Genomic DNA, 24,489 nt, shown 5'->3' with positions numbered 1-24,489 from the left:
TTAATACCTCCTCATTTGATCTAATTTTGTAGGCGCATACAAGGTTAAACCTTTTCGCCATAATCTAAATGACTGCCACAAAGTTCTTGTCACAACCCAAAATGTTAAAAAAGAGTGCCTTACAAATAATTTTGCTATTGTCATACTCTTAAAAGGCCTTTCGCTACCATTAAAAGAAGCAGTCAATTTTTTTTCTCCTGCTTCATACAGATCGACTTTTAGAGACATCTTTCCTTCATCGTATCGAAGGAAAAAACGATACTCTCCGCTGGTTTCAAGAAAAGGAGAAACATACATCTCCTTCATCACTTCACCTTGATAGCTTCTATTGTCTTTTTCTGTTAGTTTGACAGGGTAAACAACCCTACCCCCATTGTAATTATGCACTTCTGCAAAAAGATGTGTCGGTACGTTCTTATCGAAAAGTATCAATACACTGATAGGGTTAAAGACAAAGTTAGCAACTCTAGGCAGTGTGACAAAATGCATATTCTCACTTGAATTTAGACCAAACTTTTGAAGCAAAGTTTCTACGTTTTCCATAAAATCTTCACTTTGTCCAAAATGGTCTTTGCTTCTAAAAGAAAAAAGATTTACACCTTCAAACGAAAACAGTCTGTTCTTAAGCCTGTCCAAAAGTGACAGATCTATATCTAACAGGTAGAAAGGGTAGGTAAATTCATGTACCTTTGGTGTATAACGTTTATGATAGACCGTTCCTTCAAAAAAACTATGGCTCATAATGCACATCCAAATTCACGAGCTATCGTATTGGCACTCCAGAGGCCATCTTCATGAAAACCATAACGCCAGTACGCGCCGGCATAGTAGGTATGGTTCTGTCCGTTGATTTCTTCACGTCTGGACTGCATCATAATCGCTCTGCTGTCAAACTGGGGATGTTCATAGGAGATCTGTTCTATCACATCTTCCAACTCTGAAGTTTCATTCAGAGAGACAAAGTACTCCTTCTGACTATCAAGGTTCTGCAACCTATTTATCCAGTAAGAAAGTGTCACGGCATTTTCTTTTCCACCTGTTTTATAGTTCCATGCTGCATAGATCTTTTTATCTGGGTAGAGTGCCTTGCTGTTATTATGTAAAAGTGCGTCATTCTGTTTATAAGGAAATGCAGAGAGTATCTGCTTTTCTTCTAACGTAGCATCTTCAAGCATTTCCAAAGCTTGAGGTGCATGCATTGCCATAACCACTTTGCCATATTTACTCTCTTTACCATCACGGTGGATCAGTGTTACACCATATACATCACGTCTTATTTTAATGACATCACTATTTAAAATGATATTGCCCGATATATGTGCCTTGATCTTCTCTACGTAGTTTTTTGATCCACCGCTTACTGTCAGCCACTGATGCTGTGTCGTGACACCAAGCAGTCCATGATTTTTAAAGAACTGTATAAATGTTTTCGTAGGAAAATCATGCATCTTTTCGCTAGGAGTTGACCAGATAGCTGCGCCCATAGGTATGATATAACGTTCTTTAAACACTTTAGAGTAAGACTCAAGATATTCTCCAAGGGTACTATCAAGTGCTGAACTGTTTTCATCGATATCTCTATTAGCGGTTTTATTAAATCGCATAATGTCAGCTATCATTCTGTAGTGAGAAGGTGAAAAAAGATTTTTTTTCTGAAAAAAAAGACCACTGAGTGACTGTCCATTGTACGCATTGTTAGATGCTTCATCCCAAAAACCGAAACTCATATCACTGTTTTCTATCTTAACATCTAGTTTTGAAAAGAGTTTGGTCAAAAGCGGATAGGTTTCATGGTTAAATACTAAAAAACCTGTATCAATGCCAAAATGTTTACCATCTTCTTCTACTATGGTTGTACGTGCATGACCTCCAAGACGTCCTTCTTTTTCATACAGATCTACTTCATGTTTTTGGCTTAACAGATAGGCAGAACCCAAACCGCTTATTCCTGCTCCTAGTACTGCAATTTTCATTTGTAACGTCCTTTTTTGTCTTGTGCTGTGAAGATCAGTCTCTTGACATCCATGTTTTTTTCAAGTTTCGAAAGAATCTTCTTAAGTTTCCTTTTTGGCAACTGAGGCTTCCTGCTCATCACCCAAACTTGATCCATGTCTTCATCTGCTACCACTGCCGCAGAGTAATCTTTTTCTAAGTAAATGACACGGTATTCACGTGTAAAAATAAAAAAATAGGTCATGTCTATCTTTGACATAGAGTTTCCATTTGTAGGTTCTGCAGTACCTTTGTACTCGATAATATCTCCACCTATAATATTTTCAAAACATCGGTTGAACACTTTGTAAGTACTGTCTTTTTGCAATTCATATTCAACCGACGATGCAACACAATCTTTTTGATAACTGTTATAGGTTCTGGCCACTTCATACCATAGACCGCTAAACTCTTCAACGTCTACATGAGGTACAGGCAAAGGGGCGGTAGAGAACAAAAATGTTGAAAATAAAATAAATAACCATTGTTTCATCTCTAGCTCCTTTACAGTTTTTTACTCTAACTGTAGTTTATGCTGTTTTTAAATCTTTTTGTATTGTTATTTTGTCAATTGATTAAAACCAACGACATGTCTGCTGTTTATAGTGTGTATATCTCTCTTTGAATAGGCTTTCTAAAATCTTTTCCTCATCTGGTACAATCAGATAATGAAGGGTAATCCATAAAATCATAGCAGAAGGCAAAGGCCACACCATATCGAAAATAAAAGCCAAACCGCATTGAGACAATACCAATGCCAAGTAGATAGGGTTTCTACTCAAAGTAAAAACACCGCTGTCGATAAGTATTGTAGGTGTGCAAAAGGGAGCATGAGGTGTGAGATGATTTTTAAACATTCTGTAGGCCAGGATATTGAGTATGAGGCTAACAAAAAGTAAAACCAGCCCTATAAATCGTATCACCTCATCATCTAGATAGAGCGTCAGACTCCAAGGTTGTATCCATGAAAGAAACATACCTGAAATAAATGTCATTACAAATAAAATTGATGGACTAAGGTTAGGATATTTCACGGTAACCTTTCATGATCCAAAATGCGATCATTTTGAAAAAAACGGGTGCACCACCATACAGTAATGCAAGTGTACTCAAGGCTATAGGTGTAGGTGCATTGGGATCAAACCCCACTGCCCCTAATATGATAAACCCTATACCCACAGCAAGTGCAAGTGCAAACTTGGTCAACATTGCCCAGATGCCAAACAGTATGCCTGCATAGGAGGCTTTTTGTTTTTCTAACTTTTGTACCACATCTGCCTGAATGGAAGATGGCAATGCCATATCTGCACCTAAAGAGAGGCCTGAAACAAAAGTAATAAAGGCAAACCATACAAGATCACCACTACCGAGAAATGGAACAAAAACAAAGGCAGTGGAAGCAAGTACCATAGAAGCCAGCCAGCTTTTTCTTTTGCCTATCTTTCTGGCTAACATAGTCCAAAAAGGTAGCCCTGCTATACCTGAAGCAAAATAGAGTAAAAGCAGTGGACCTGTTTTTGATTCTTCTTCCAAGACAAGCTGAACAAAAAACAAAAAGAGTGTTGCAGGAAGAGCATTCGCCAGAGAGTTAAGGGTAAAAGCTGATTGAAGCCGGCTAAGTGCAGGTATTTTCTGCCAGAGTGTTTTAATCTCTCTAAATCTAATGTGCTTGGTAGGTTTTACTCTACTTTCTTTAATACCCGTAAGGGTAAGAGGAAGCATCAAAATCAGAGCTACCAGAAATGCAGTATATAAGATACTCAAACTTTTATCAGCAGACTCTGAAACACTATAAAGGTAAGGTACGAGAAGTGCTACCAATGCACCGAGTATAGTAAAAAGCTCTCTTGCTCCACTCAGACGGGTCTTTTCATGATAGTCAGAAGTGATCTCAGCACTCCATGCAAGGTAAGGTATGGATACAATGCTCCATCCTAAATAAACCAATATTGAAAAACTAAAAAGCCATAGTTCATTCTGATCTTTAGGTGGATGTATCAGTGCATAAAAACTTATGGTTAAGATCAATGAACCTATAAGTATGAAAGGTTTTCTTTTTCCATATCTACCTTGAAGTCTATCACTGTAGAGTCCTACAAGCGGATCAGTGATAACATCCGTGAGTCGTGCAATAAAAAGTATAACTCCTACAATGGTCACACTCAATCCTACACTCTGTGAATAAAAGGTAGGCAGATAGATATACAGTGGAAGTCCTAACATAGCAAGGGGTATAGCTGTTGAAGCGTAGGAGACCAAGGTAAAATATGTGAGTTTTTCTTGTTTCACTGTACACCCTTTTTACATTTTGATACCCACATAAAATGTTTACGCAATCTCTCATCCGCACAAATTTTCTCAAGGGTATTATACTCTTTAGAAAGCGTACGTTCATCATAAAGATCATGTACACCGTCATGGCAGGTACGACACACATAAATAACAGCATCAAGCGATACATCGCTAGAATTGTTTTTGATTTTTTTATGTCTCTTTTTAGGGATAAGGTGGTGTTTTGTCAATGCCGTATGACGAGAACAGGTGGCACATGTTCCAAAGGTTTTTGAGTTTTGCATAATGTCAACTTCTCGAAATCTTACGCTTGATCAATCGAAGAATTGTCCCTATTACAGGCATCTTTTCATACATATGCTCAGCCGCATCCCAAAAGTCAACATGCGATATAACCTTTCCTTGGTTATTTATTTGCAAGCGACTTACACCTTCAAACCTGTTTTCATTTTTTTCACCTTTGAATGTAAAGATAAAATCCCATTTGACATAGACCACATTTCCTCTGTCTATATATTCTTTAATGATAAACCTTGGTTTATCCAGAGCCTGATACATATGTTCAAATATTTCATATACTGCCCTGATACCCTTTACTTTATTGAAGGGATCTTTGAAGACAACATCAACATCATAGATAATCCCAAAGGATTCAATGTCAACGCCTTCATTCAGCGTTTCAAAAAAATGGCTCAACTTCTCTTGGTTCATCATAGTCTCCTTACGAAATCTCTTTAGGGAGCATTTTTTTAGTCAATACCAATGAGATCCTATAGGGAAGTAAACGCAATGTTTGTAAAAAGGTAGAGAGTTTAAACGGAAAATGTATCTCAAAACGATATGGTTTTTTTATTACTTTGATAATATTTTGTGCTGCTACTTCTGGTGTCATCAACTCTGGCATATCAAAGCTATTTTTTTGTGTGAGTCTTGTTTTCACAAAACCATGGTTGACCACCTGCAGTTCAATACCCTTCACATTCAACTCAGGCTGTAGAGACTCAGCGAGGTTTAGCAATGCCGCTTTAGGTGCACTGTACCCACCCCCAAGAGGTAGACCAAAGTAGCTTGAAAGACTGGCATTCCAGATCCACCTTCCTTCTCCCTTTTTCTCAAAATATGGCAAAATTTCACTCATTACACGCACTGCACCCATATAGTTGATTTGCATCATCGCTTCAAAATATTCGATATTCCACTCTTTGGTAGACATCACTTCATAAACTGCTGCATTGTAAAACCACACATCAATACCATCAAATCGTTTCCAAGCCTGTGTTACAGCTTTTTTGACTGAGTTAATGGAGGTAACATCTACATCTATGATCTGCAACTGTTCTTCATAAATTTGTTTGAGTGCTAAAAGCTCTTTTGAATTAGTGGCATTTCTAGCACTAGAGATTACACAGTTTCCTTCTTGCAACCAGATTTTAACCAGTTCAAGGCCAATGCCACTACTTCCACCAACTATCCATATGCGCTTTTTCATTTTATCCCTCCTTTATGAGGTTTATTTAGTAACATCAAAATTATGAACTTTTTATAAGTTTATGATTTTTATGTCTAACTTTGTAGTCTTAAATTGTCAATTCATAATAGTTTAAGAGATAAAAAGATGGCATACTTATAGCTATGAAATACACATTAATCTATGAAACATCTCTACCATGTAATGTTGAAACCCTATTTAACTTTCATGCCGATACGCACAATCTTACCCTGATCACTCCTAAAGATACAGAGGTAGATATAGTGAAAATCGAAACACCTCTCAAAAAAGGAAACCAAGCCATTTTGAAAATTAAAAAAGGTTTTCTGTCTTTTGTATGGGAATTAACATTTGAAGAGGTTCTCTACCCTCATCTCATCATAGATGTGGCTACACGTTCTCCATTTAAAATGTTTAGACATGAACATCATTTTATTGCTATTGATGAGAAACATTCGATCTTACAAGATAAAATTACCTTTTCACTTCCATTCTGGCCACTAAGTGTACTAGCAGTACCATTTGTAAAACGTGACATGAATCAAATGTTTGCCTATAGACATGCACAGACAAAGGCATATCTGTCAAATAATACAAATCCACTTACAGTTTCAAAAGTTCCATAGCCTGAATCATATCTTTATCTCCGCGTCCGGAAAGACTTATGATGATGGTTTTATCTTTGATGGTCTCTTTGGGCATCTTTTTGAGATAAGCGATAGCATGGGCACTTTCAAATGCAGGGACTATCCCTTCAGCACGGCTAAGCCATACAAAGGCATCCATCGCTTCGTCATCAGTGACAGAGTCATAGATCACTTTACCTTGTTCCATAAGGTAAGAGTGTTCAGGACCTATACCTGGGTAATCAAGTCCAGCTGAAATAGAGTAAGCTTCTTCTATCTGACCCTCATCTGTTTGTAACAGATAACTCAATTGTCCATGAAGTACACCTGGTCTTCCCAAAGCCAAAGATGCACCATGCTCTCCACTTTGCAATCCTTTACCTCCTGCTTCTATGCCAATACACTCTGTTTTTTCTTCCTCTATAAAGTGGGCAAACATACCTAAAGCATTTGACCCTCCGCCTATACAAGCAAACACATAATCAGGTAGCGTATTCGCCTGTTCTAAGAGTTGTATTTTGGCTTCATAACTGATGATAGCCTGAAAATCACGTACCATCAAAGGATAAGGGTGCGGCCCTGCCGCAGTACCTATGACATAGAAAGTATCTCTGGCATGGGTGACCCAGTGTCTTATAGCATCATTCATGGCATCTTTAAGTGTTCTACTACCAGACTCTACAGCATGGACTTTCGCCCCCAGTAATTTCATGCGAAAGACATTGAGTTGTTGACGTTCTACGTCTTTTGCACCCATAAAAACCTCACACTCTAAACCCATGAGTGCAGCTATAGTTGCTGTTGCCACTCCATGCTGTCCTGCACCAGTCTCAGCAATGATCTTCGTTTTTCCCATACGTTTAGCCAAAAGACCTTGGGCAATCGTATTGTTCACCTTGTGTGCACCTGTATGATTGAGGTCTTCACGTTTGAGATAGACTTCTGCACCTATCTCATCACTGATATTCTGTGCTTTATACAGAGGTGATGGACGTCCTACATAATCTTTGTAGAGTGCATTCACTTCATCCCAAAATGTTGTATCAAAACGGTATTTTTTATAGACTTCATCAAGTTCAATGAGTATGGGCATAAGTGTCTCAGACACATAACGCCCACCAAATTTTCCAAAGTGACCTCTCTCATCCGGGTCAAAACTAAATTCTTTTGGTATGTACGCTTTCATAGATATCTCCTTCGATATGCATATTATAATGCTTTAGGAGTATATTCGTAGTCTTTTTATGACGGTTAACAATAAATAACTGATTAAGACTTGTTGTCACTCTCTTCTTCATCCTCATCATAAATACTGAAGATCGGTGGAAATCCCATAAGTCTTAGTTTTTGATCGAGTACCTTTGCATCATAGCCACCTATTTTAACAGATGATAATAATTTCACCTGTTGTTCTCTACTCAATCCTGCCATCTCCAGTTCAAATTCTATTTCTTCTAACGTCATACTGTACTCCTTTTAATATATTTTACTTTTATTTCTTTACATTACTTATATATGCATCATTTTCGTCATCATATATGGTAAATACTGGCGCATACCCCATACCTATGAGTTTTCTATCAAGCATCTTTGCATCAAAACCACTTCTTCTAATAGATGAGAGTAGCATTCTTTGTTCCTCAATCCTCAATCCTGCCAATTCTAACTCAAATGCAATTTCTTCTATAGTCATACTATACCCTTTTATTTGCTGTAACTGTATTTCCTAATGTTGCATACCTTCCTCGACCAGAAAATAGCATAGGCTTTTGACTCTGCTTTTCATTGACATGTATTTTGAAGACATCAGCTATAAAAATAGTATGGTCACCGTTTTTGTAGGTATCGCATACCTCACATTCATAGATGAAGTCTGAAGCACTGAGTAATACATTATTATTTATATCTTTACCTTCTATTTCTAACCCGCTTTTAGCCAATTTATTTTCGCTATCACCATGTAACTTTCCCATCATATTGACGAGCTCATAATACTCGAATGTTAAAAAGTTGAGTGTGAAACTTTGGTGTTTTTCTAAAAGATTATGGGTGTAGTTCTCTTCACGTACAGCTATAGCATAGCGAAAAGGTGACTTCGATATAGGCATATGCCATGAAGCAGGCATAAGATTATCTTGGCAAGCAAGTAAAGTGGTCACTCTAGGTTGTGAATGTGTTGCATTTTCTAAATTATCATAGATATTAAACATGGTTTCCTCATTTTTTCTCATATTTTATACGGATATAAAATTATTTCGTAGGGTATTTTTGTTGATTCATGCTAGATATCTACTCTACTATTGTCTACTCCAATAAAAACTCTAAAATCCAATAAAATACGTTACATATTTTAGAGACTAAAGACATAATAAAAAACCTTATAATACCATCCATATTGGAACATTTTATAAGGTTTTCTATTTAAGATGAAGAATTTATGCCTCGAAAACGTCGCTACGGCGAGAAACGTTATAAAATATGTTAGATTATAAGGTTTTCATTTTTTAGGGAATTAAGATAGTATATAATTAAGTGTATTCTATTTAAAAAGATGCCAGAGGAGAAGAAGTGAAAATAAATCTGTTGAAAAAAATTTTATTTGTTGTAGTGACTATAGGTATGATCATTTCTGTTCTTATGTTGACAAAATATTGGGATAAGTCTGACCAATATGACGGTATTGCCTCTGGTAATGGTAGACTGGAAACTACACAAGTTAATATAACTGCTAAGCATGGAGGGAGATTGACAGACATTTATGTCAAAGAAGGAGATATGGTTGAAAAGGGTCAGTTGTTGGCCAAGCTTGATACCAGAGAGCTTGAAGCACGATATAAGGTCGCACTTGCAGGGGTTGAACAGGCCAGACAAAATAAAAAGTATGCTCAAGCTGTAGTCTCTCAAAAAGAGATAGATCTCAAACATCAAGAGAATGATTTTTTAAGAAGTAAAGCACTATTTGAAAGTAAGAGTATCGCTTTGGTTATGTTTGAAGATGATGAAACAGAATACCAAAGGGCAGAAGCAGCGCTAATGGCAGCCAAAGCACAAGTGACAAGCTATGAAGCAGCGATAAGTGCAGCAAAAGCACAGGCTGAGAGTATAGAAGTGCAACTACAGGAGAGTAAACTCTATTCTCCTGTAAAGGGAAGAGTGCTTTACCGTCTGGTAGAAGAAGGGGAAATGATAGGAAGCGGAGGCAATGCTTTAGTGGTGCTTGATCTTATCGATACATATATAACTATTTTCCTGCCTACCTCTCAGGTTGGCCTTATCGATATCGGTTCGGATGCACGTATTGTTTTGGATGCGCTACCGAATACTCCTATACCGTCAAAAGTAAGTTTCATTTCACCTGAAGCACAGTTTACACCTAAAGAGATCGAAACAGCTACCGAAAGAGAAAAATTGATGTTCCGTGTCAAGGTGAAAATAGCTCCTGAACTCTTGCTGGGACATTTACATAAGATTAAATCCGGATTACCGGGCGTTGCTTATGTACGATTGAACGAAACGATGCCTTGGCCAGATTCACTACGTATGAGAGATAGAAACGGTTCAAGACCATGACTCCGATAGCATCTCTGCTTAATTTAAGTCATCGTTATGGGAATACAGTGGCGGTGGATAATGTGAGTTTAGATATTCCCAATGGTTGTATGGTTGGGCTTATTGGGCCTGATGGGGTGGGAAAATCGACCATATTGGCACTCATTTCAGGTGTGAGAAAAATACAAGAGGGATCAGTCAAAGTTCTTGATGGAGATATGAGATTTAAAAAACATCGGAGCAAAATAGGCCCTCGAATTGCTTATATGCCTCAGGGGCTTGGCAAAAACCTTTATATGTCTCTTTCAGTGGAAGAAAATGTCGATTTTTTCGGTCGTCTTTTTGGACAAGGAAGGGGTGAGCGTCAAGCTAGAATAAATGAGTTACTTGAAAGTACAGGGCTTGCACCTTTTCGTGATCGTCCGGCAGGTAAGTTATCAGGCGGTATGAAGCAGAAACTCGGACTTTGCTGTGCGCTTATTCATGACCCGGATCTACTGATTCTGGATGAACCGACAACAGGTGTAGATCCGCTTTCACGCCGCCAATTTTGGGAACTGGTGGAGCGTATGAGAAAGCGTAGGGAAGGAATGAGTGTTATTATTGCCTCAGCATATATGGAAGAGGCGGAGCGCTTCGATTGGATAGTTGCGATGGATGATGCAAAACTTCTGGCTACAGGTACGCCGGATGAGTTGTATAAAAAGACCAGTACCGATAATCTCGATGATGCCTTTATTGCTTTATTGCCTGAGTCAAAGCGCCGTGGATATAAAACTCTTGTCGTCCCGCCACGGACCGATATCATAAATGAGCATGGAGAAGAAGCTATCATCGCAAAGGGACTTACGATCCGCTTTGGTGATTTTACTGCTGTAGATGATGTGAGCTTTAGTATAGAGCGTGGAGAGATCTTTGGATTTCTCGGCTCGAACGGCTGTGGTAAAACGACAACCATGAAGATGCTTACTGGACTGCTCAATCCATCAGAAGGTAAAGCATGGCTTTTTGGTCAGCCCATTGATGTTCAAGATCTCTCTACACGTCATCGGGTTGGGTACATGACCCAAGGATTTTCACTTTACTCAGAACTGACGGTCAGACAGAATCTGAAACTGCATGCACAGCTTTTTCACCTTCCGCAAACTGAAGTTGAACCTCGTATAGAAGAGATGATAGATCATTTTGATTTGGAACACTATGCTGATACTCATACTATGGACCTTCCTCTTGGTATAAGACAACGTCTCTCTTTGGCAGTAGCTGTTGTCCATAACCCTCAAATACTGATTCTTGATGAGCCCACTTCCGGTGTAGATCCGGTCTCGCGTGACCGTTTTTGGGAATTGCTCATTGGACTTTCACGCAATCAAGGCGTAACGATCTTTGTCTCAACACACTTTATGAATGAAGGGGAACGATGTGACCGGATATCATTGATGCATCAAGGGCGCGTACTGGCCAGTGATACCCCTGAAGCGTTAATTCGTGCAAGGAATAAGGAAAATCTTGAAGATGCTTTTATTGACTACCTTGAAGAGGCGGAAGAGAGCAAGGCATTACAAAAAAGTACCCACTTGCAAGCATCATTCCCTCAGTCAAAACCTCAGAACCGTTTTTTTAGTTGGTTGCGCCTTTTGGGCTACACTTACCGTGAATCTTTGGAGCTGATCCGGGATCCGGTCAGACTTGTTTTTGCTCTGTTTGGAACCATTTTGTTAATGTTCACTCTTGGATATGGGATCAATATGGATGTAGAGGACCTGCATTTTGCTGTACTGGACAGGGACCAAACACCCCAGAGTCGCTCTTATATTCAGAATCTTTCAGGATCACGTTACTTTGAAGAACAAACTGAGATCAGATCATCCTATGAGCTTGATCAAAGAATGCGTCAAGGAGAAATCTCTCTGGCACTTGAAATCCCGCCTGGATTCGGACGGGAGCTAAAACGAGGCAAATCTGTTGAGATCGGGGTATGGATTGACGGAACTATGCCGTTTCGGGCCGAGACGATTCGAGGGTATGTCAGAGGTATGCACTATGATTACCTGATCCAGCAGACAAAAGAGCAGTCAGTGGCTACTCCAGTACTCTCAGCAGTCATTATCGAGATGCGCTATCGCTATAATCAGGATTTTAAAAGTATCTATGCGATGGTACCGGCAGTCATCCCTCTGCTCTTAGTGTTTATTCCTTCTATATTGATGGCATTGAGTGTCGTGAGGGAAAAAGAGCTTGGGTCTATTACAAACTTCTATGCTACACCAGTAACACGGCTAGAGTTTTTACTGGGGAAACAGTTGCCCTATATCGTTATCAGTATGATCGGATATGTGGGGTTGGTTGTTTTTGCTACTACTCTTTTCGGGGTACCGCTCAAGGGAAGTTTATGGACATTGAGTCTTGGTGCAGTGCTTTTTGTTACAGCAACTACAGGGTTGGGACTTCTGATGTCCTCATTTGCGAAAACACAGATTGCAGCTTTGACTGCAACGGCTATCTTGACTTTATTGCCGACAGTCAGTTTTTCAGGGCTTAATGAACCGGTCAGCTCCTTGGAAGGTGCTGGAGCAGTGATGGGCAATATCTTCCCGGCAACCTATTTTATCAATATAAGCCGAGGTGTTTTCAGCAAAGCGCTTGAGTTTAGAGATCTTAGTTATGATTTTTCTGCGCTTGCAGCTATTGTTGTTGTCATTACACTACTCAGTATTACAGCACTGAAAAAACAGGAGGCTTGAATGAAAAGAAGTCTTCTGAACATCTATCGTCTTGGAATCAAAGAACTTCAAAGTGTATGGCATGATAAAATGTTGACCATTCTGATAGTCTATACATTCTCTTTTGCTATCTACCTTGGTGCAACCGCAACCTCTTCGGAATTTAACAAAGTTCCTGTTGCTTTCAATGATGAAGATCAATCGGTACTCTCAGCACGGATTATTGGAGCATTTTACAAACCACGTTTCCTTCCTCCTGATCTGATAGAGGCAGATAAGATTGACTATGGAATGGATAAGGGGGTATACACGTTTGTCCTTACCATTCCACCTTCATTTGAGAAGGAAGTACTGCAAGGAAGACAACCTACCATCCAACTCAATATCGATGCTACGCGTATGTCACAGGCAGGTATCGGTGCGGGGTACATACAGCAGATGATCAACGATGAAGTCCGCACTTTTTTACAAGGTACTTCAGCAGACATTTCGGTTCCGGTAGAACTTGTTGCCCGTATGAAGTTTAATCCGGCGCTTGAAAGCACATGGTTTGGAAGTGTGATGGAGTTTATTGAGCAGATAACCCTTCTTTCGATCATTCTCTCAGGTGCCGCACTTATTCGTGAGCGAGAACATGGAACACTTGAGCACCTGATGGTCATGCCATTGAATGCTGCTGAGATCATGCTCTCTAAAGTTTGGTCCATGGGAGTTATTGTCTTATTGGCCGCAGCACTATCTTTGCAGTTTGTGATCAAAGGCGTGCTGGATGTTCCAATAGCAGGATCTGAAGGGCTTTTTTTATTCGGGGCATTTTTAATGCTTTTTTCAACAACATCAATGGGGATATTCATGGGGACTGTCGCTAAATCTATGCCGCAGCTGGGGCTTATTATCATTATCACCATTTTGCCGCTTCATATACTCTCTGGAGCTATCACTCCTTTTGAGAGTATGCCGCAACTGCTTCAAAATTTTATGTTGCTGATGCCTACAAGCCACTTTGTGAGTATGTCTCAGGCAATTCTCTATCGAGGAGCTGGGCTGGATGTTGTATGGGTTGATATGTTTTGGATTTTTGTCATAGGGATGTTTTTCTTTGTATTTTCTCTTTCAATCTTCAAGAAGAGTTTAAATTAAGGGGATTAAGTGATACTATGGAAGGAGTGTACATGCATAAGAAAAAGATTTCATTGATACTGGTAAATATTTTACCATTCATGTTGTTTTTCTCTGCCTGCTCTACTAAGCAACGCTCATTCCCTCCACCTGCTGCAGAAAATTATACTAAAGCTACGATTATGGGGTATACAAACATTCGTTACTGGGGTGATGAAACAGCAAAGTATACCTATACAAGATCGAATATAAAAAGACTTGAAGCCAATAAAAGTTTTCGTAAAAGAATAGATATACTTGCCCTTTCAGGCGGTGCTGAGGATGGAGCATATGGTGCGGGTTTCTTGAAGGGTTGGAGTGAACGTGGAGACAGACCTCAGTTCACTGTGGTGACAGGTATTTCGACCGGTGCGCTGATGGCTCCTTTTGCATTCTTGGGGCCAAAGTATGATAGAGTGATAGAAAGGCTCTATACAGAGTCCTCTCAAAAGAACATCGTCCTATTCTCACCGATGGAGGCACTTTTTGGTGCCTCACTAGGGGATACGGCACCACTTAAAAAGATCCTTACTGAAGAGATAAATGATGCTTTCATAGCGGAGTTGGCAAAGGAGGCAAGAAAGGGGCGTATACTACAGATCGGTACTACCAATCTTGATGCACAGCGCCCCGTCGTCTGGGATATTACTAAAATTGCTTTAAGTGGTCGTTCAGATGCCCCAAAACTTATCAGAGATATCATATTAGCCTCATCTTCCATCCCTGGAGCCTTCCCACCGGTACTCATAGATGTGGTGATTAATGGAAAGAGACACGAGGAAGTACATGTAGACGGTGGCGTTACCAGACAGATATTTGTATATCCTCGTGATATGGATATTCAGAAGCTGCAGCGTTTGTTAAATATACATCCTCAAAAAAATATGTGGCTGATACGAAATACAAAGATAGACCCTGTGTATAAACCTGTTTCTCTTTCCCTAAGTGATATTGCAAAGCGATCATTTTATACCTTAACAAAATACCATGGGGTGGGTGACTTAGTCAATATCACCTCATTAGCTAAACGTGATGGATTTAATGTATATATAACCAATGTACCAAAGAGTTTTGATGTGCCTTTGGAATATGTTATTGACAAAAAATATATGAATGCACTTTATCAAGTAGGATATGAAAAGGGACGTTCAAAATCGGCTTGGAATACAACACTCAAATATTAATTAAAGTATTGATTTTGAGATGAAAAGGTTATTTACAGATATTAAAAGGCAAATAAAAAACATCTTCTACTTTTCCTTATATAAAACCTTATAAAATATATAACTTTATGAGGTTTTGGTGCAACAAATAAAATTAGTTTAAAAATTGGTGTTTTGATCGAAGAAATAAAAAAAGGCATATCCCAAATTTAGGATACGCCTTGCTTTTTTTTATCCAAAATATATTAATATAATGAACTAGAGACCACCAAGAAATGCATCCCAGTGTCCAGAATTATCTGGTATTCCTGAGCCAGCTTGATCTACTGGTGCAGGGTGATGTGCCATAGCGCTTGAAGCTAAACCGATTGTTAGAAGTAAGATTGCTGTTAATTTTTTCATTATAAATCCTTTTAATTTTTTTGTAATGCTTATCTGATATTCAAATCAGAAACGCTTTATCCAAATTCAGATGAAGTATAAAATAGAAGTGTGAAACTAGTGTGAAGAGAAAACCTTATAAAATATATAACTTTATGAGGTTTACTTACCCGTCATATTCTATGTTAGATTATAAGGTTTTAGTTTTTAGGAAATACAAAGTCTGTATTGATCCTCATATTTGCGATAATATCTTATTTATTAATTAGGTAAAGTCTTTCATTTATCCGCCTCCACCACAACCATCTGCACATGCCACACGAGCTTTCTCACTTGTTATATAAATATTTCCCATACTGTCTTTTCCTACGATAATAATAGAATAGTCCGTACATGTTTTAAACATACGCACATTAAATTTAAGATCTATCATTTTCACTTTATCAAGAGAAAATACCGCTATTGTAGGATATTTGTTTTGATTATTAAAAATTGCAAAAGATTCCAAGTCAACATCGGACGAAATATGAATAGGAATTAGTTCATGACAATAATTATGTTCTTTTAAAGAAAGCTTTATTTTGTTTTCAATAGGTTCCTTTACGGTACCATAAAGTGCTTTTATCGCTTCATCAATATTTTTAGATTTAAAAATTTGAGGATTTTGTTTTCTGTAATTAATTGTTTCTACTTTGTCATATAATGCTGTGGCTTTAGATGGAGTCAAATATTGGCTCTTGCCTTTGTTGGTATTTGCATTATAATTATTTTGAGAACCTTTGTTGTCAGTAATAATAAATTTTATATTTTCAGATCTCTCAATATCAATATATTTAAATTTAATAATTAGATTTTCACGCATATAAGAACTTGTAGAAACATCTAATATTTTTTTATCTTTTTTTATATCTATTACTGAAATATGGCTAATATAATTTTCCTCCATACCTTTTTGATAATTATATCGTTCTTCTCCAATCATTGGAGATTTCAACATAAACTTGAGATATGTGATATTGTTGTCCCAAGTTGTTTTTAGTTTTAGATAGTTTGTCTCATTTGGTGTTGCCAATAATAAAACAGGGAAAAAGAGAGTATTAATAAATGAGGTTAGTTTCATGACACTCCTTAATAAAATTTATTTGTAAGTGATTCATAACGCTTAGTTAAATTTTGCATCCTGTATGAACATCTTGTTATGAGTTTAATTGTATTCAACAACAATACCATATGCAGTTTTTGATAATGAAACAGGGTTTTCAGGCTTGTCAGTTCTGCAGTTAACTTGAATTCTATTATTAGATAGCCATGAATATTCAAGGTTGAGGCAATAGCCAGCATATATAATATGTCCTTCACTTGGAGTATCTATAGGTTTTTTAGATAAGGTTAAGTGTTTTCCATAGGGCGCATGACCTGCTTCACTAAGTGATTCAAATTCACTAACTATAAATTTTGTATTTGATGCTGACTTGATTGAGTTCAGTTTATAGTTTGAACTACTCAGTATATGTATAAAACCCTTAAAAGCTAAATACATAACTATAATTAAACTAAGAGAGATTATTGTAATCTTGCTTTTCAATGTTTCATTCCTTGATACTCATAACTATTTATCCAAGGAACATAATGTCCTTTTATTGCGATATTTCAGTCTTAAGAGTATATCAGAAATGTTTTGTTTCCAAAACCTTATAAAATATATAATTTTATAAGGTTTTCTATCCTATTATTTATTGCCTCTAAAACTTGTAGTGTATTTATTGAGTTTTAGAGTTTTTTGTTTGAACTGCAGCCATATCACTTAGAAGTTTCACCATACCTGATGCACTGCCTAAATGTTCTTTGAGTGTTATTTTTACTTGCGGGTGTGATGCCTGTATCTTTTGAACCACTTCAGGGATGTCTCGGGTGACATGGTTACCAGAAGCCAGAAAGTAAGGTAAGATGACTATCTCACTGACACCCTTATCGATACAGGAGAGAATACTCTCTTCCAAAGAAGGAGTTACAAATTCTAAAAATGATGTCATCACTAATGTGTAGTGTTTATCCTGTATGGATTTTACTTTTTCTCCTAGTGCCTTGACCTCTTCATTGGAAGAGTTTTTTCGGCTGCCATGCGCTACGATGATGAGTGCTCTATCTGCCATCATTCATACTTTGATCTGGATAAATAAGTTTACTAGTGTCAAACCCTGCTTCTTTTGCTTGCGCTAAAAGTCTGTTCAGTATCTTATCATCGAGTGTCGGTTTTCTAGAGAGTATCCAGAAATAACTCAGATCAGGTCCACTGATCATCGTGTAGGTTTCATAATCTGTGTCCATGACTATATATGAACCGTAAAAAGGTCCAAAAAATGATACTTTTAAAAAGCCTTTGTCAGGACTTTCTACAAAATAGGCTTTACCTTCTGCCTCACTCCACTCTTTCTCTTTGGTTTTGTATCCTTTATTGAGTACCTTTACACCACCATCTTCTCTCATACTGTAAGTTGCCGATATCGCTTCCATACCTTTTTCAAATCTATGTTCAAGTCTTACTATCTCATACCATGTGCCTAGATACTCTGAGAGTTTAAAGCCCTCAACAGGAGTGACTTTTTGCGGTTTTTTGTCTTCACACCCTGTCACAAGAAAAACCAATGCAAGTAAAAGAGGTAATAGTAATTTTTTCATAGTGGACTCCTTTTTATTTATTTTACTCTTTCTGATGATCTATTCATAGTTGTTTTTTGTCTGTTTATTGTTTCGTGCTTTTTTTAATATAGATCTTATCATATTGCTAAAAACCAAATAGTGTACGGGGGTAAGTATATACCAGTAGAGTCTTCCCCACAATCCACGAGGATAAAAATACGCAGTCTGCACCAATTCATCCCCTTTTATCTTGAACTCCAGCCAAGCTTTACCTGGTACTTTCATTTGTGCATAGAGTAGCAGCCTTTCATTGACACTCAGATCTTCAACTCTCCAAAAGTCAACACTCTCTCCTATTCTAAGATGCTGACTATGTCTTCGTCCCCTGTTAAGTCCAGCACCACCGATCATTTTATCCATCCAGCCTCTGATCTCCCAAAGCCAATCATATCCGAACCATCCCTCTTTACCACCTATAGCACAAAAAGTACGATAGACCGTCTCTTTTGGAATATCACCCAGCTTCATAGACTGGCGATCCATCAAAACTGCTGATGAAGGATCACCTTTATGCTGTTTCTCCCATAGGTCCTGTCCGCCTCCTGCATCACTCCAGCGACTAAAAACTTGATTCTCTTCCATCTCTTTGATCGCTTTTTCAACGGCTTCTTTAAATTCCATAGGCTGGATATGACTAAAATATCGCTTAGCATTGTCATTTTGTATGACCACTTCTGAGGAAAGTCCTTCTATCAGTGAACGTGCAATCGTATAAGGTACAGGGGTAAATAGATTCAGCCAATATGAAGAGAGATTGATAGTCAGTACGGGAAGCGGAAAGATCCAGCGTCGGAGACCAAGTGCATTGGCACAAGCCAGCATCATCTCTTTATAAGTCATCTTCTCACTGCCAATATCCACTACAAGATTACTATCGATACTAAGGTCCTTTGAGGCATTCAAGTAGGCAATGACATCATCTACACCAATGGGCTGCGCTAAGGTATTAACCCATTTAGGTGTGACCATGATAGGCAGTTTTTCTGTAAGATGCCTGATGATCTCAAAGCTGGCACTTCCAGAACCTATGATAACCCCTGCACGTATCCAGATCGTCTCTATCTTGTCAGGTCTGCTTGAAAGTATTTCTCCTGTTTCTATACGGCTTAAAAGATGTTCACTTGCATGTTCTTTCACACCAAGTCCACCCAGGTATATGATACGTTTAACCCCTTTTTTGATGGCTGCATCCAGAAAATTTTGCGCACTTTGTTTGTCAAGCTCTTTATAGTTTTTGTGTTGCAAAGAGTGTATGAGATAGTAGGCAACATCAATGCCATCAAGTGCACGCTCCAAAGAGTCCATATCAAAGGTATTTCCTTGTACTATTTCAGCGTTTAGATCAGAATCCAGACTTTTTGGATTGCGTACAAGCAGGCGTAAATGGAGATCCTCATCTAAAAGGGTTTGTTTAAGACGTCTTCCTATGTAGCCGTTTGCACCGGTAAGTAATACTTTCATAGTCACTCCTGCTTTTAAAGTATAACACACTCTCTAAATAATAAGTATAGTCTATTCAGACCATTTTCATAGCGTTTTTTTGACTGTCCATGATAGATATTGAGATGAATTGACATCTTTTTACTACGAATCTTCATTTAATTTTATTATAATCAAAAAAATAGGAGGCAGTGCATGCGTAAGGATAGAGATATTGAAAACATTTATGTGGTAGGCGATGTACACGGATGCTTTCATACTTTGCAAAACCTTATTGGACGTCTTCCAAAAGATGCGGAACTCATATTTGTAGGGGACCTCTGTGATAAAGGGAACTTCTCTAGAGATGTCATCGATTTTGTTATCCAAAATGGTTATGATTGCGTCAAGGGGAATCATGAACACCTCATGGAAGTCTACCTTGAAGATGCCATTTTTCATGACAAACACAGCCCGTGGAGTTCAGACAAACGCTACGGAGGAATGCTTACACTTCAAAGCTACCAAGATGATCATGGCAAAATGCTCGCACATCTTGAGTGGATAAAAACGCTTCCTATCTACCTACAGGTAGACAACTATTTCATTACCCATGGCTTTGCCCTGCCTTTTTATGAGCATCGAAACGATCCTGTCTACTACAAAGATTATCTACTCAACCGCTATGAAGAAGGTATGGAAATTCCAAACGATGAAGTCATAAATATTTTCGGGCACTGCGTCTTTGAAGAGGTCAAAACAGGAGAAAACTTTTACGGGATCGATACGGGGTGTTCTTATGGGAAAAAACTCACCGCTATACAGCTTGGAAGCATGCAATGCTATCAGGAGACAATGGATCCCAGAGATTCTAACTACAGTATCAAAGAGTTGAAGCTTTCCCATATAGATCTTCCGAAGGATGAGCATACCATCAGTCATCTGCGTATGCACATAGACACACTTTTTACAGACTTCGATCTTGTTTCTACGGAGGTTGCAGAGTATATCGTAAAAAGATTTGGCGATCTCGGCAAACAAGAGATAGAAAATATGCTGGAAAACAAGCAGCTCTTTATAAAACAGGCTAAAAAAATTCTCCAAAAGAACTAATCTCTACCTCTAAAAAATGATTTAAAAATATTATGGTGCAAGCCGTTCTATCTTCCAACTATCTTGTTCCTTGGTATAGAGAATACGGTCATGCAGTCTGTTCGCTCTACCCTGCCAAAATTCTATTTGTGAGGGTATGACCCTGTAACCTCCCCAAAAATCGGGCAAAGGGATGGAACCATTGGCAAACTTTTTTTTCATTTTTTCTATTTGCATCTGAAGCATCTTCCGTGAAGAGATCACGGAACTTTGTTCACTCACCCATGCACCTATCTGACTACCGCGTGAACGTTTCATAAAGTAAGACATAGACTCTGATGTACTGATCTTCTCACATGTGCCTATCACACGAACCTGACGTTCGAGATCCAACCATAGGAATTCCAGAGCCACATGAGGATTTTCCTCTATTTCCTTGGCCTTCACACTATTATAGTTCGTAAAAAAAACAAATCCCTTTTCATCAAATATCTTTAAAAGTACGGTACGTATATTTGGAATATTTTCTTTTGAACTTGTGGCTAAGATCATACTGTTTGGGTCTTTAACCTCTGTCTGAACGGCCTGAGAGAACCACATTTCAAAGAGTATGAAAGGATCTGTAGGTACCGTACTTTCATCGAGTGTCGCTTGTATATATTCTGTACGCATCTCTTGCAAATCTAACATGCCACCTCCTAAAGTCTCTGCTTAAAATATGCCAAGGCATTTTGTGAAGCTTCTTTATGTACTACCATCGGTTTTGGATAGCCTTCAACAGTATAGTGTAGCAAATAATTCTCATCATGAAGCTTCTTCGCATCCACTGATCTAAGTTCCGGTATCCACTTTTTGATATAAACTGCCTCTTTATCAAACTTTTTACTCTGTAGATAGGGATTAAATATACGAAAATAAGGCTGAGGGTCTATGCCTGTACCTGCGCTCCACTGCCAAGAGAGGATGTTCGATGCCGCGTCATAATCCAACAGATACTTTGCAAAAAAACTTTCTCCCCACTGCCATGGTAAGAGCAGATCTTTGGTAAAAAATGAAGCACAGATCATCCGTACACGGTTGTGCATACCACCACTCTTTAGAAGTTCTCTTACTCCTGCATCGACAATGGGTACACCTGTCTTGGCTTGACAAAAAGCTGCGAACTTCTCTTTATCCTCTATGCCGTTAAATTGATATTTATGGTTTTTCCACGCTAGATCAGGAAAGTGAAAGAGCAAATAAGCATAAAAGTCACGAAAAATAAGTTGCCTGAAAAAAGGCTCAGTATCAACACCACTTTTTTTCTGCTCAACTATAAAGCGTAAAAGGCTTCGGATAGAGATCGTACCAAAACGAAGATCGATACTGAGATGTGATGTGGCCTCTTTGTCAAGATAGTCTCTATCTTTTACATACCCTTCAAGCCTCTTCTGAAAGGCCTTAATCTTTGTTTGTGGGTCTTTAATTTCAGGAAGATTTTCTCTAAACCCGATCGAATCAATACGTAAAGGGAGGATCTCCTCTTTATCATCATCAATTTTGGTAATTCCTTCATACGAAGTACCATATAGTGTATGTTCTTCAAGAGTATACTCTTGAAGATGTTCTTTAGAAAAAAGTGCTTTGGCCTTGTTATAAAAAGGGGTAAAGACCAGATAAGGTGTACCGTCATCTTTCAATACCTCTTCAGGTTTAAAAATATAGGTATCATGCATGTAACGGAAGTGAAGGATATGAGAAACTCTAATATCCCTTTCTTTTGCATAGGCATCATAATCTCCACTGGCAACAACTTCATTAAAACCTTGTGCCTCAAGTACTTTAAATATCTCTACAGGATCTCCCCAGAATATTTTCAGCTCCAACCCTTTGGCTTGAAGTGAGTGTTTGAGTTTGATAACCCTGTCAAAAATAAAGCTGACTCTCTTATCATTTTCAGGAAGTGCGTAGAGTATTTGCGTATCGAAAATAAAGACAGGCAGTACCTCACCACCCAATGAGAGTAAGGGATTGTCTTCCACTCTCAAATCACGCCTGAACCAAAGAATCCTTTTCATCTATTACCTACTCTCATCATAAATTCTTTAAAAAAGATATTTTAATTTTAGTATACCACCCATAGAAGGTTCAATGCTGTGGCTATCTACTTCATCAGCATTGTGGTTGTAAATAGTAAAATCACGTTTCAATGCATAGAGAAGATCAGCACTGAGTTCAAAGTGTTGATTGATCTCATACCTAAATCCCAGGTTTGCCTGAAAATCTTTAGCTTCGCTATAGCCACCTGGCTCAATACCGCTGTCATCTGCAAGACGTATCACTGCCTGAGAATAGATCATACCTGCATTGAGCAAAACTTCTGGACTTATTTGATAGCCGATATAGGCTCTTGGAAATCCAAGTACCATTTTCAATCCATCTGTCTCACGTGCGCGATAAGAATAACCAATGACAGGTAAAGCAAGTGTCTTTACAGAATGATAATTTGCAAAAGCACCAAGCTGAACCGCATGGTCATCATCAATCTTATAAGAAAAAAAACTTGTGATACCTGCACCAAAGGAGTGACTCATCTCTTTTTCATAGGTTGTATTCACATTCACAGAGTTAAGCATAAACCATTTCTCATTGATACGTAAAGGCCAATTCGCATAAAGTTTGATACGGTTCATTGAATCTATAGGTGTTTTATCTTGATAAAAAGGAAGATCATTCTCCCTGTCCCAGTCAAAATCCCAACGACTGTAGCTAAAACCCATAATGTCGTTATTGATCTGAATCTTCTGCTTATAGGTTTTTACACTGCCTTCATAGCCCTCAAATTTTGCATCAGACAAAAAATCACTTTGAAAACTCACCTTGGGTTGTGTAATTTGCTCAAGAATTGAAAGTTTTTGCTCTTCTGCAAAGAGAGTAAATCCAGACATGAATAAAAATAGTGTGATTTTTTTCATTTCCCACTCTTTATATCTGAACGTAAAGCCAACTCCTTAGGATAAGGATCTAAAAACTTTTGATTCAAAAGATACTCAACATTATAGGCTTTAGCAAACATATGAAGCCTACTTAATGGTGCAATAAGAGGTACTATTTTATTTGCATAATCCAGTATCTGTTCATGAAGCATCTCTTTTTCTACTTCATTTATTCTATCTTTCACGAAGCCTGCCATATGTTCAAGAACATTTCTATTTTTACCTATAGAACTCTTTTGCCCAATGGCTGTTTTAAAGAGAATTTCATATTGTCTGAGTATTTCACTAAATTCCAATTCTTCATGGTTACCTACGATTTGTCCTAACTCTCTGTACATCATGTCATGTTTTGCCTGGAGCATAAACTTATAACTTTGATGAAACTCTACTAAGTCTTTAAGACGTGGATGACTTGCTTTAAAGTTTTCAAAATCATCGTAGGCAAAAAGTTGCATGATGAAGTTCTCTCGCAACCATGGATCATTCAGTCTTCCTTCCTCTTCCATGGGCAATAAAGGAAAACGTTCTTTGCACATCTTTACAAAGAGACCATCATCTTTCTCTTTAGAGTAACCGTTTGTTCTATAGATCAAGGCACTTCCAAGTCCACAACTAGGGGATTTTGACTTGAATATGATACCTCGTATAGGTTCATTTTGAATTTTTTGGAGTTCTTTGTTATTTGTGTGTAAAAGTTTCTCAGTAACATCTACCTCTCCATCACTGCTTTGAACATAATAGCCGTCATTCTCATCTTCTACAAGTCTTACCGTTGATCTAGGAGTACCGAATGCTAAATGTTCGGGACAAAATGAAACGAACTGAGCATACTTTCCTAAACTCTGAGTCACAAATCGATCATGACTGTGTCCGCCGCTATAACGTATTTCTTCCCCTAGCAGACATCCAGAAACGGCTATTTTCATCATT

28 protein-coding genes are annotated in these 24,489 nt (G+C 38.2%); 6 read left to right on the top strand and 22 right to left on the bottom strand.

The window, feature by feature from the left end:
* From LDM93_RS02300 to LDM93_RS02265, 8 genes are all read right to left on the bottom strand, one after another.
* Complete coding sequence (locus tag LDM93_RS02300; RefSeq protein WP_223890391.1) at nt 1-741, bottom strand: DUF1365 domain-containing protein; 741 nt, start codon at nt 739-741, stop codon at nt 1-3.
* Nucleotides 738-1,973 (bottom strand): NAD(P)/FAD-dependent oxidoreductase, encoded by a 1,236-nt coding sequence (locus LDM93_RS02295; RefSeq protein WP_223890390.1) that lies wholly within the window; start codon nt 1,971-1,973, stop codon nt 738-740. The genes LDM93_RS02300 and LDM93_RS02295 overlap by 4 nt, the downstream gene beginning before the upstream one ends.
* Complete coding sequence (locus tag LDM93_RS02290) at nt 1,970-2,485, bottom strand: lipocalin family protein (RefSeq protein WP_223890389.1); 516 nt, start codon at nt 2,483-2,485, stop codon at nt 1,970-1,972. Before LDM93_RS02290 ends, LDM93_RS02295 begins: the two co-directional genes overlap by 4 nt.
* An 82-nt stretch (nt 2,486-2,567) precedes the next feature.
* Nucleotides 2,568-2,987 (bottom strand): isoprenylcysteine carboxylmethyltransferase family protein, encoded by a 420-nt coding sequence (locus LDM93_RS02285; protein WP_223890388.1) that lies wholly within the window; start codon nt 2,985-2,987, stop codon nt 2,568-2,570.
* A 25-nt stretch (nt 2,988-3,012) separates the two neighbouring features.
* Nucleotides 3,013-4,281: an MFS transporter gene (locus tag LDM93_RS02280; RefSeq protein WP_223890387.1), complete on the bottom strand. Its 1,269-nt coding sequence runs from the start codon at nt 4,279-4,281 to the stop codon at nt 3,013-3,015.
* On the bottom strand, nt 4,278-4,568 hold the full coding sequence (locus LDM93_RS02275) for an HNH endonuclease (protein WP_223890386.1): 291 nt from the start codon (nt 4,566-4,568) through the stop codon (nt 4,278-4,280). Before LDM93_RS02275 ends, LDM93_RS02280 begins: the two co-directional genes overlap by 4 nt.
* Nucleotides 4,569-4,572: 4 nt before the next feature.
* The gene (locus tag LDM93_RS02270; protein ID WP_223890384.1) at nt 4,573-4,995 is read right to left on the bottom strand and encodes a nuclear transport factor 2 family protein; all 423 of its coding nucleotides are present in this window, start codon (nt 4,993-4,995) and stop codon (nt 4,573-4,575) included.
* Nucleotides 4,996-5,005: 10 nt separating this feature from the next.
* The gene (locus LDM93_RS02265) at nt 5,006-5,773 is read right to left on the bottom strand and encodes an SDR family oxidoreductase (RefSeq protein WP_223890383.1); all 768 of its coding nucleotides are present in this window, start codon (nt 5,771-5,773) and stop codon (nt 5,006-5,008) included.
* 143 nt (nt 5,774-5,916) lie between these two features.
* Here LDM93_RS02265 and LDM93_RS02260 point away from each other — a divergent pair, with 143 nt between their 5' ends.
* Nucleotides 5,917-6,399 (top strand): SRPBCC family protein, encoded by a 483-nt coding sequence (locus LDM93_RS02260; RefSeq protein WP_223890382.1) that lies wholly within the window; start codon nt 5,917-5,919, stop codon nt 6,397-6,399.
* On the opposite strand, the gene trpB is transcribed toward LDM93_RS02260, so the two are convergent.
* From trpB to LDM93_RS02240, 4 genes are all read right to left on the bottom strand, one after another.
* The gene (gene trpB, locus LDM93_RS02255; protein ID WP_223890381.1) at nt 6,377-7,585 is read right to left on the bottom strand and encodes a tryptophan synthase subunit beta; all 1,209 of its coding nucleotides are present in this window, start codon (nt 7,583-7,585) and stop codon (nt 6,377-6,379) included. The two genes, LDM93_RS02260 and trpB, sit on opposite strands and share 23 nt — an antisense overlap.
* Nucleotides 7,586-7,668: 83 nt before the next feature.
* Nucleotides 7,669-7,863, bottom strand: coding sequence for a hypothetical protein (locus LDM93_RS02250; protein ID WP_223890380.1), 195 nt, complete (start codon nt 7,861-7,863; stop codon nt 7,669-7,671).
* A gap of 28 nt (nt 7,864-7,891) precedes the next feature.
* Entirely contained in the window at nt 7,892-8,092 is a 201-nt protein-coding gene (locus LDM93_RS02245; protein ID WP_223890379.1) for a hypothetical protein, read from the bottom strand.
* A 1-nt stretch (nt 8,093) separates the two neighbouring features.
* The gene (locus LDM93_RS02240) at nt 8,094-8,609 is read right to left on the bottom strand and encodes a flavin reductase family protein (protein ID WP_223890378.1); all 516 of its coding nucleotides are present in this window, start codon (nt 8,607-8,609) and stop codon (nt 8,094-8,096) included.
* A 358-nt stretch (nt 8,610-8,967) separates the two neighbouring features.
* Between LDM93_RS02240 and LDM93_RS02235 the strand changes: the two genes are divergently transcribed.
* Genes LDM93_RS02235 through LDM93_RS02220 form a run of 4 tightly spaced genes read left to right on the top strand, consistent with a single transcriptional unit; the run spans nt 8,968 to nt 15,013 of the window.
* On the top strand, nt 8,968-9,969 hold the full coding sequence (locus LDM93_RS02235) for an HlyD family secretion protein (protein ID WP_223890377.1): 1,002 nt from the start codon (nt 8,968-8,970) through the stop codon (nt 9,967-9,969).
* Nucleotides 9,966-12,692 (top strand): ribosome-associated ATPase/putative transporter RbbA, encoded by a 2,727-nt coding sequence (gene rbbA / locus LDM93_RS02230; protein ID WP_223890375.1) that lies wholly within the window; start codon nt 9,966-9,968, stop codon nt 12,690-12,692. The genes LDM93_RS02235 and rbbA overlap by 4 nt, the downstream gene beginning before the upstream one ends.
* A complete protein-coding gene (locus LDM93_RS02225) occupies nt 12,693-13,811 on the top strand; it encodes an ABC transporter permease (protein WP_223890373.1) in 1,119 nt (372 codons plus the stop codon).
* Between the two features lie 32 nt (nt 13,812-13,843).
* On the top strand, nt 13,844-15,013 hold the full coding sequence (locus tag LDM93_RS02220) for a patatin-like phospholipase family protein (RefSeq protein ID WP_223890371.1): 1,170 nt from the start codon (nt 13,844-13,846) through the stop codon (nt 15,011-15,013).
* A gap of 237 nt (nt 15,014-15,250) precedes the next feature.
* On the opposite strand, the gene LDM93_RS02215 is transcribed toward LDM93_RS02220, so the two are convergent.
* From LDM93_RS02215 to LDM93_RS02190, 6 genes are all read right to left on the bottom strand, one after another.
* Nucleotides 15,251-15,394: a hypothetical protein gene (locus LDM93_RS02215; protein WP_155993683.1), complete on the bottom strand. Its 144-nt coding sequence runs from the start codon at nt 15,392-15,394 to the stop codon at nt 15,251-15,253.
* 262 nt (nt 15,395-15,656) lie between these two features.
* A complete protein-coding gene (locus tag LDM93_RS02210; protein WP_223890369.1) occupies nt 15,657-16,493 on the bottom strand; it encodes a thiosulfate oxidation carrier protein SoxY in 837 nt (278 codons plus the stop codon).
* Nucleotides 16,494-16,577: 84 nt separating this feature from the next.
* Nucleotides 16,578-16,958, bottom strand: a complete 381-nt coding sequence (locus LDM93_RS02205; RefSeq protein WP_223890367.1) for a hypothetical protein — start codon at nt 16,956-16,958, stop codon at nt 16,578-16,580.
* Between the two features lie 175 nt (nt 16,959-17,133).
* Nucleotides 17,134-17,526 carry a sirohydrochlorin chelatase gene (locus LDM93_RS02200; protein ID WP_223890365.1) on the bottom strand — a complete coding sequence of 131 codons (393 nt, stop codon included), beginning with the start codon at nt 17,524-17,526 and terminating at the stop codon, nt 17,134-17,136.
* The gene (locus LDM93_RS02195) at nt 17,516-18,052 is read right to left on the bottom strand and encodes a lipocalin family protein (RefSeq protein ID WP_223890362.1); all 537 of its coding nucleotides are present in this window, start codon (nt 18,050-18,052) and stop codon (nt 17,516-17,518) included. The genes LDM93_RS02200 and LDM93_RS02195 overlap by 11 nt, the downstream gene beginning before the upstream one ends.
* Nucleotides 18,053-18,091: 39 nt before the next feature.
* Complete coding sequence (locus LDM93_RS02190) at nt 18,092-19,534, bottom strand: SDR family oxidoreductase (protein ID WP_223890361.1); 1,443 nt, start codon at nt 19,532-19,534, stop codon at nt 18,092-18,094.
* A gap of 174 nt (nt 19,535-19,708) precedes the next feature.
* Between LDM93_RS02190 and LDM93_RS02185 the strand changes: the two genes are divergently transcribed.
* A complete protein-coding gene (locus LDM93_RS02185) occupies nt 19,709-20,605 on the top strand; it encodes a metallophosphoesterase (RefSeq protein ID WP_223890360.1) in 897 nt (298 codons plus the stop codon).
* Between the two features lie 30 nt (nt 20,606-20,635).
* Here the strand turns inward: LDM93_RS02185 and pdxH are convergent, their stop codons facing one another.
* From pdxH to LDM93_RS02165, 4 genes are read right to left on the bottom strand one after another with little or no spacing between them, the layout of a single operon-like run.
* Nucleotides 20,636-21,274 carry a pyridoxamine 5'-phosphate oxidase gene (pdxH, locus tag LDM93_RS02180; protein ID WP_223890359.1) on the bottom strand — a complete coding sequence of 213 codons (639 nt, stop codon included), beginning with the start codon at nt 21,272-21,274 and terminating at the stop codon, nt 20,636-20,638.
* An 8-nt stretch (nt 21,275-21,282) separates the two neighbouring features.
* On the bottom strand, nt 21,283-22,641 hold the full coding sequence (locus LDM93_RS02175; protein WP_223890358.1) for a deoxyribodipyrimidine photo-lyase: 1,359 nt from the start codon (nt 22,639-22,641) through the stop codon (nt 21,283-21,285).
* Between the two features lie 27 nt (nt 22,642-22,668).
* Entirely contained in the window at nt 22,669-23,538 is an 870-nt protein-coding gene (locus LDM93_RS02170; protein WP_223890357.1) for a hypothetical protein, read from the bottom strand.
* A complete protein-coding gene (locus tag LDM93_RS02165; RefSeq protein WP_223890356.1) occupies nt 23,535-24,485 on the bottom strand; it encodes a DUF523 and DUF1722 domain-containing protein in 951 nt (316 codons plus the stop codon). The genes LDM93_RS02170 and LDM93_RS02165 overlap by 4 nt, the downstream gene beginning before the upstream one ends.
* Between the last annotated feature and the right edge of the window lie 4 nt (nt 24,486-24,489).

This window comes from Sulfurovum sp. TSL6, from assembly GCF_019972115.1.
Lineage (GTDB): Bacteria > Campylobacterota > Campylobacteria > Campylobacterales > Sulfurovaceae > Sulfurovum.
Note: the sequence above shows the minus strand (reverse complement) of the source record. Positions and strands in the feature narration are given on the sequence as shown.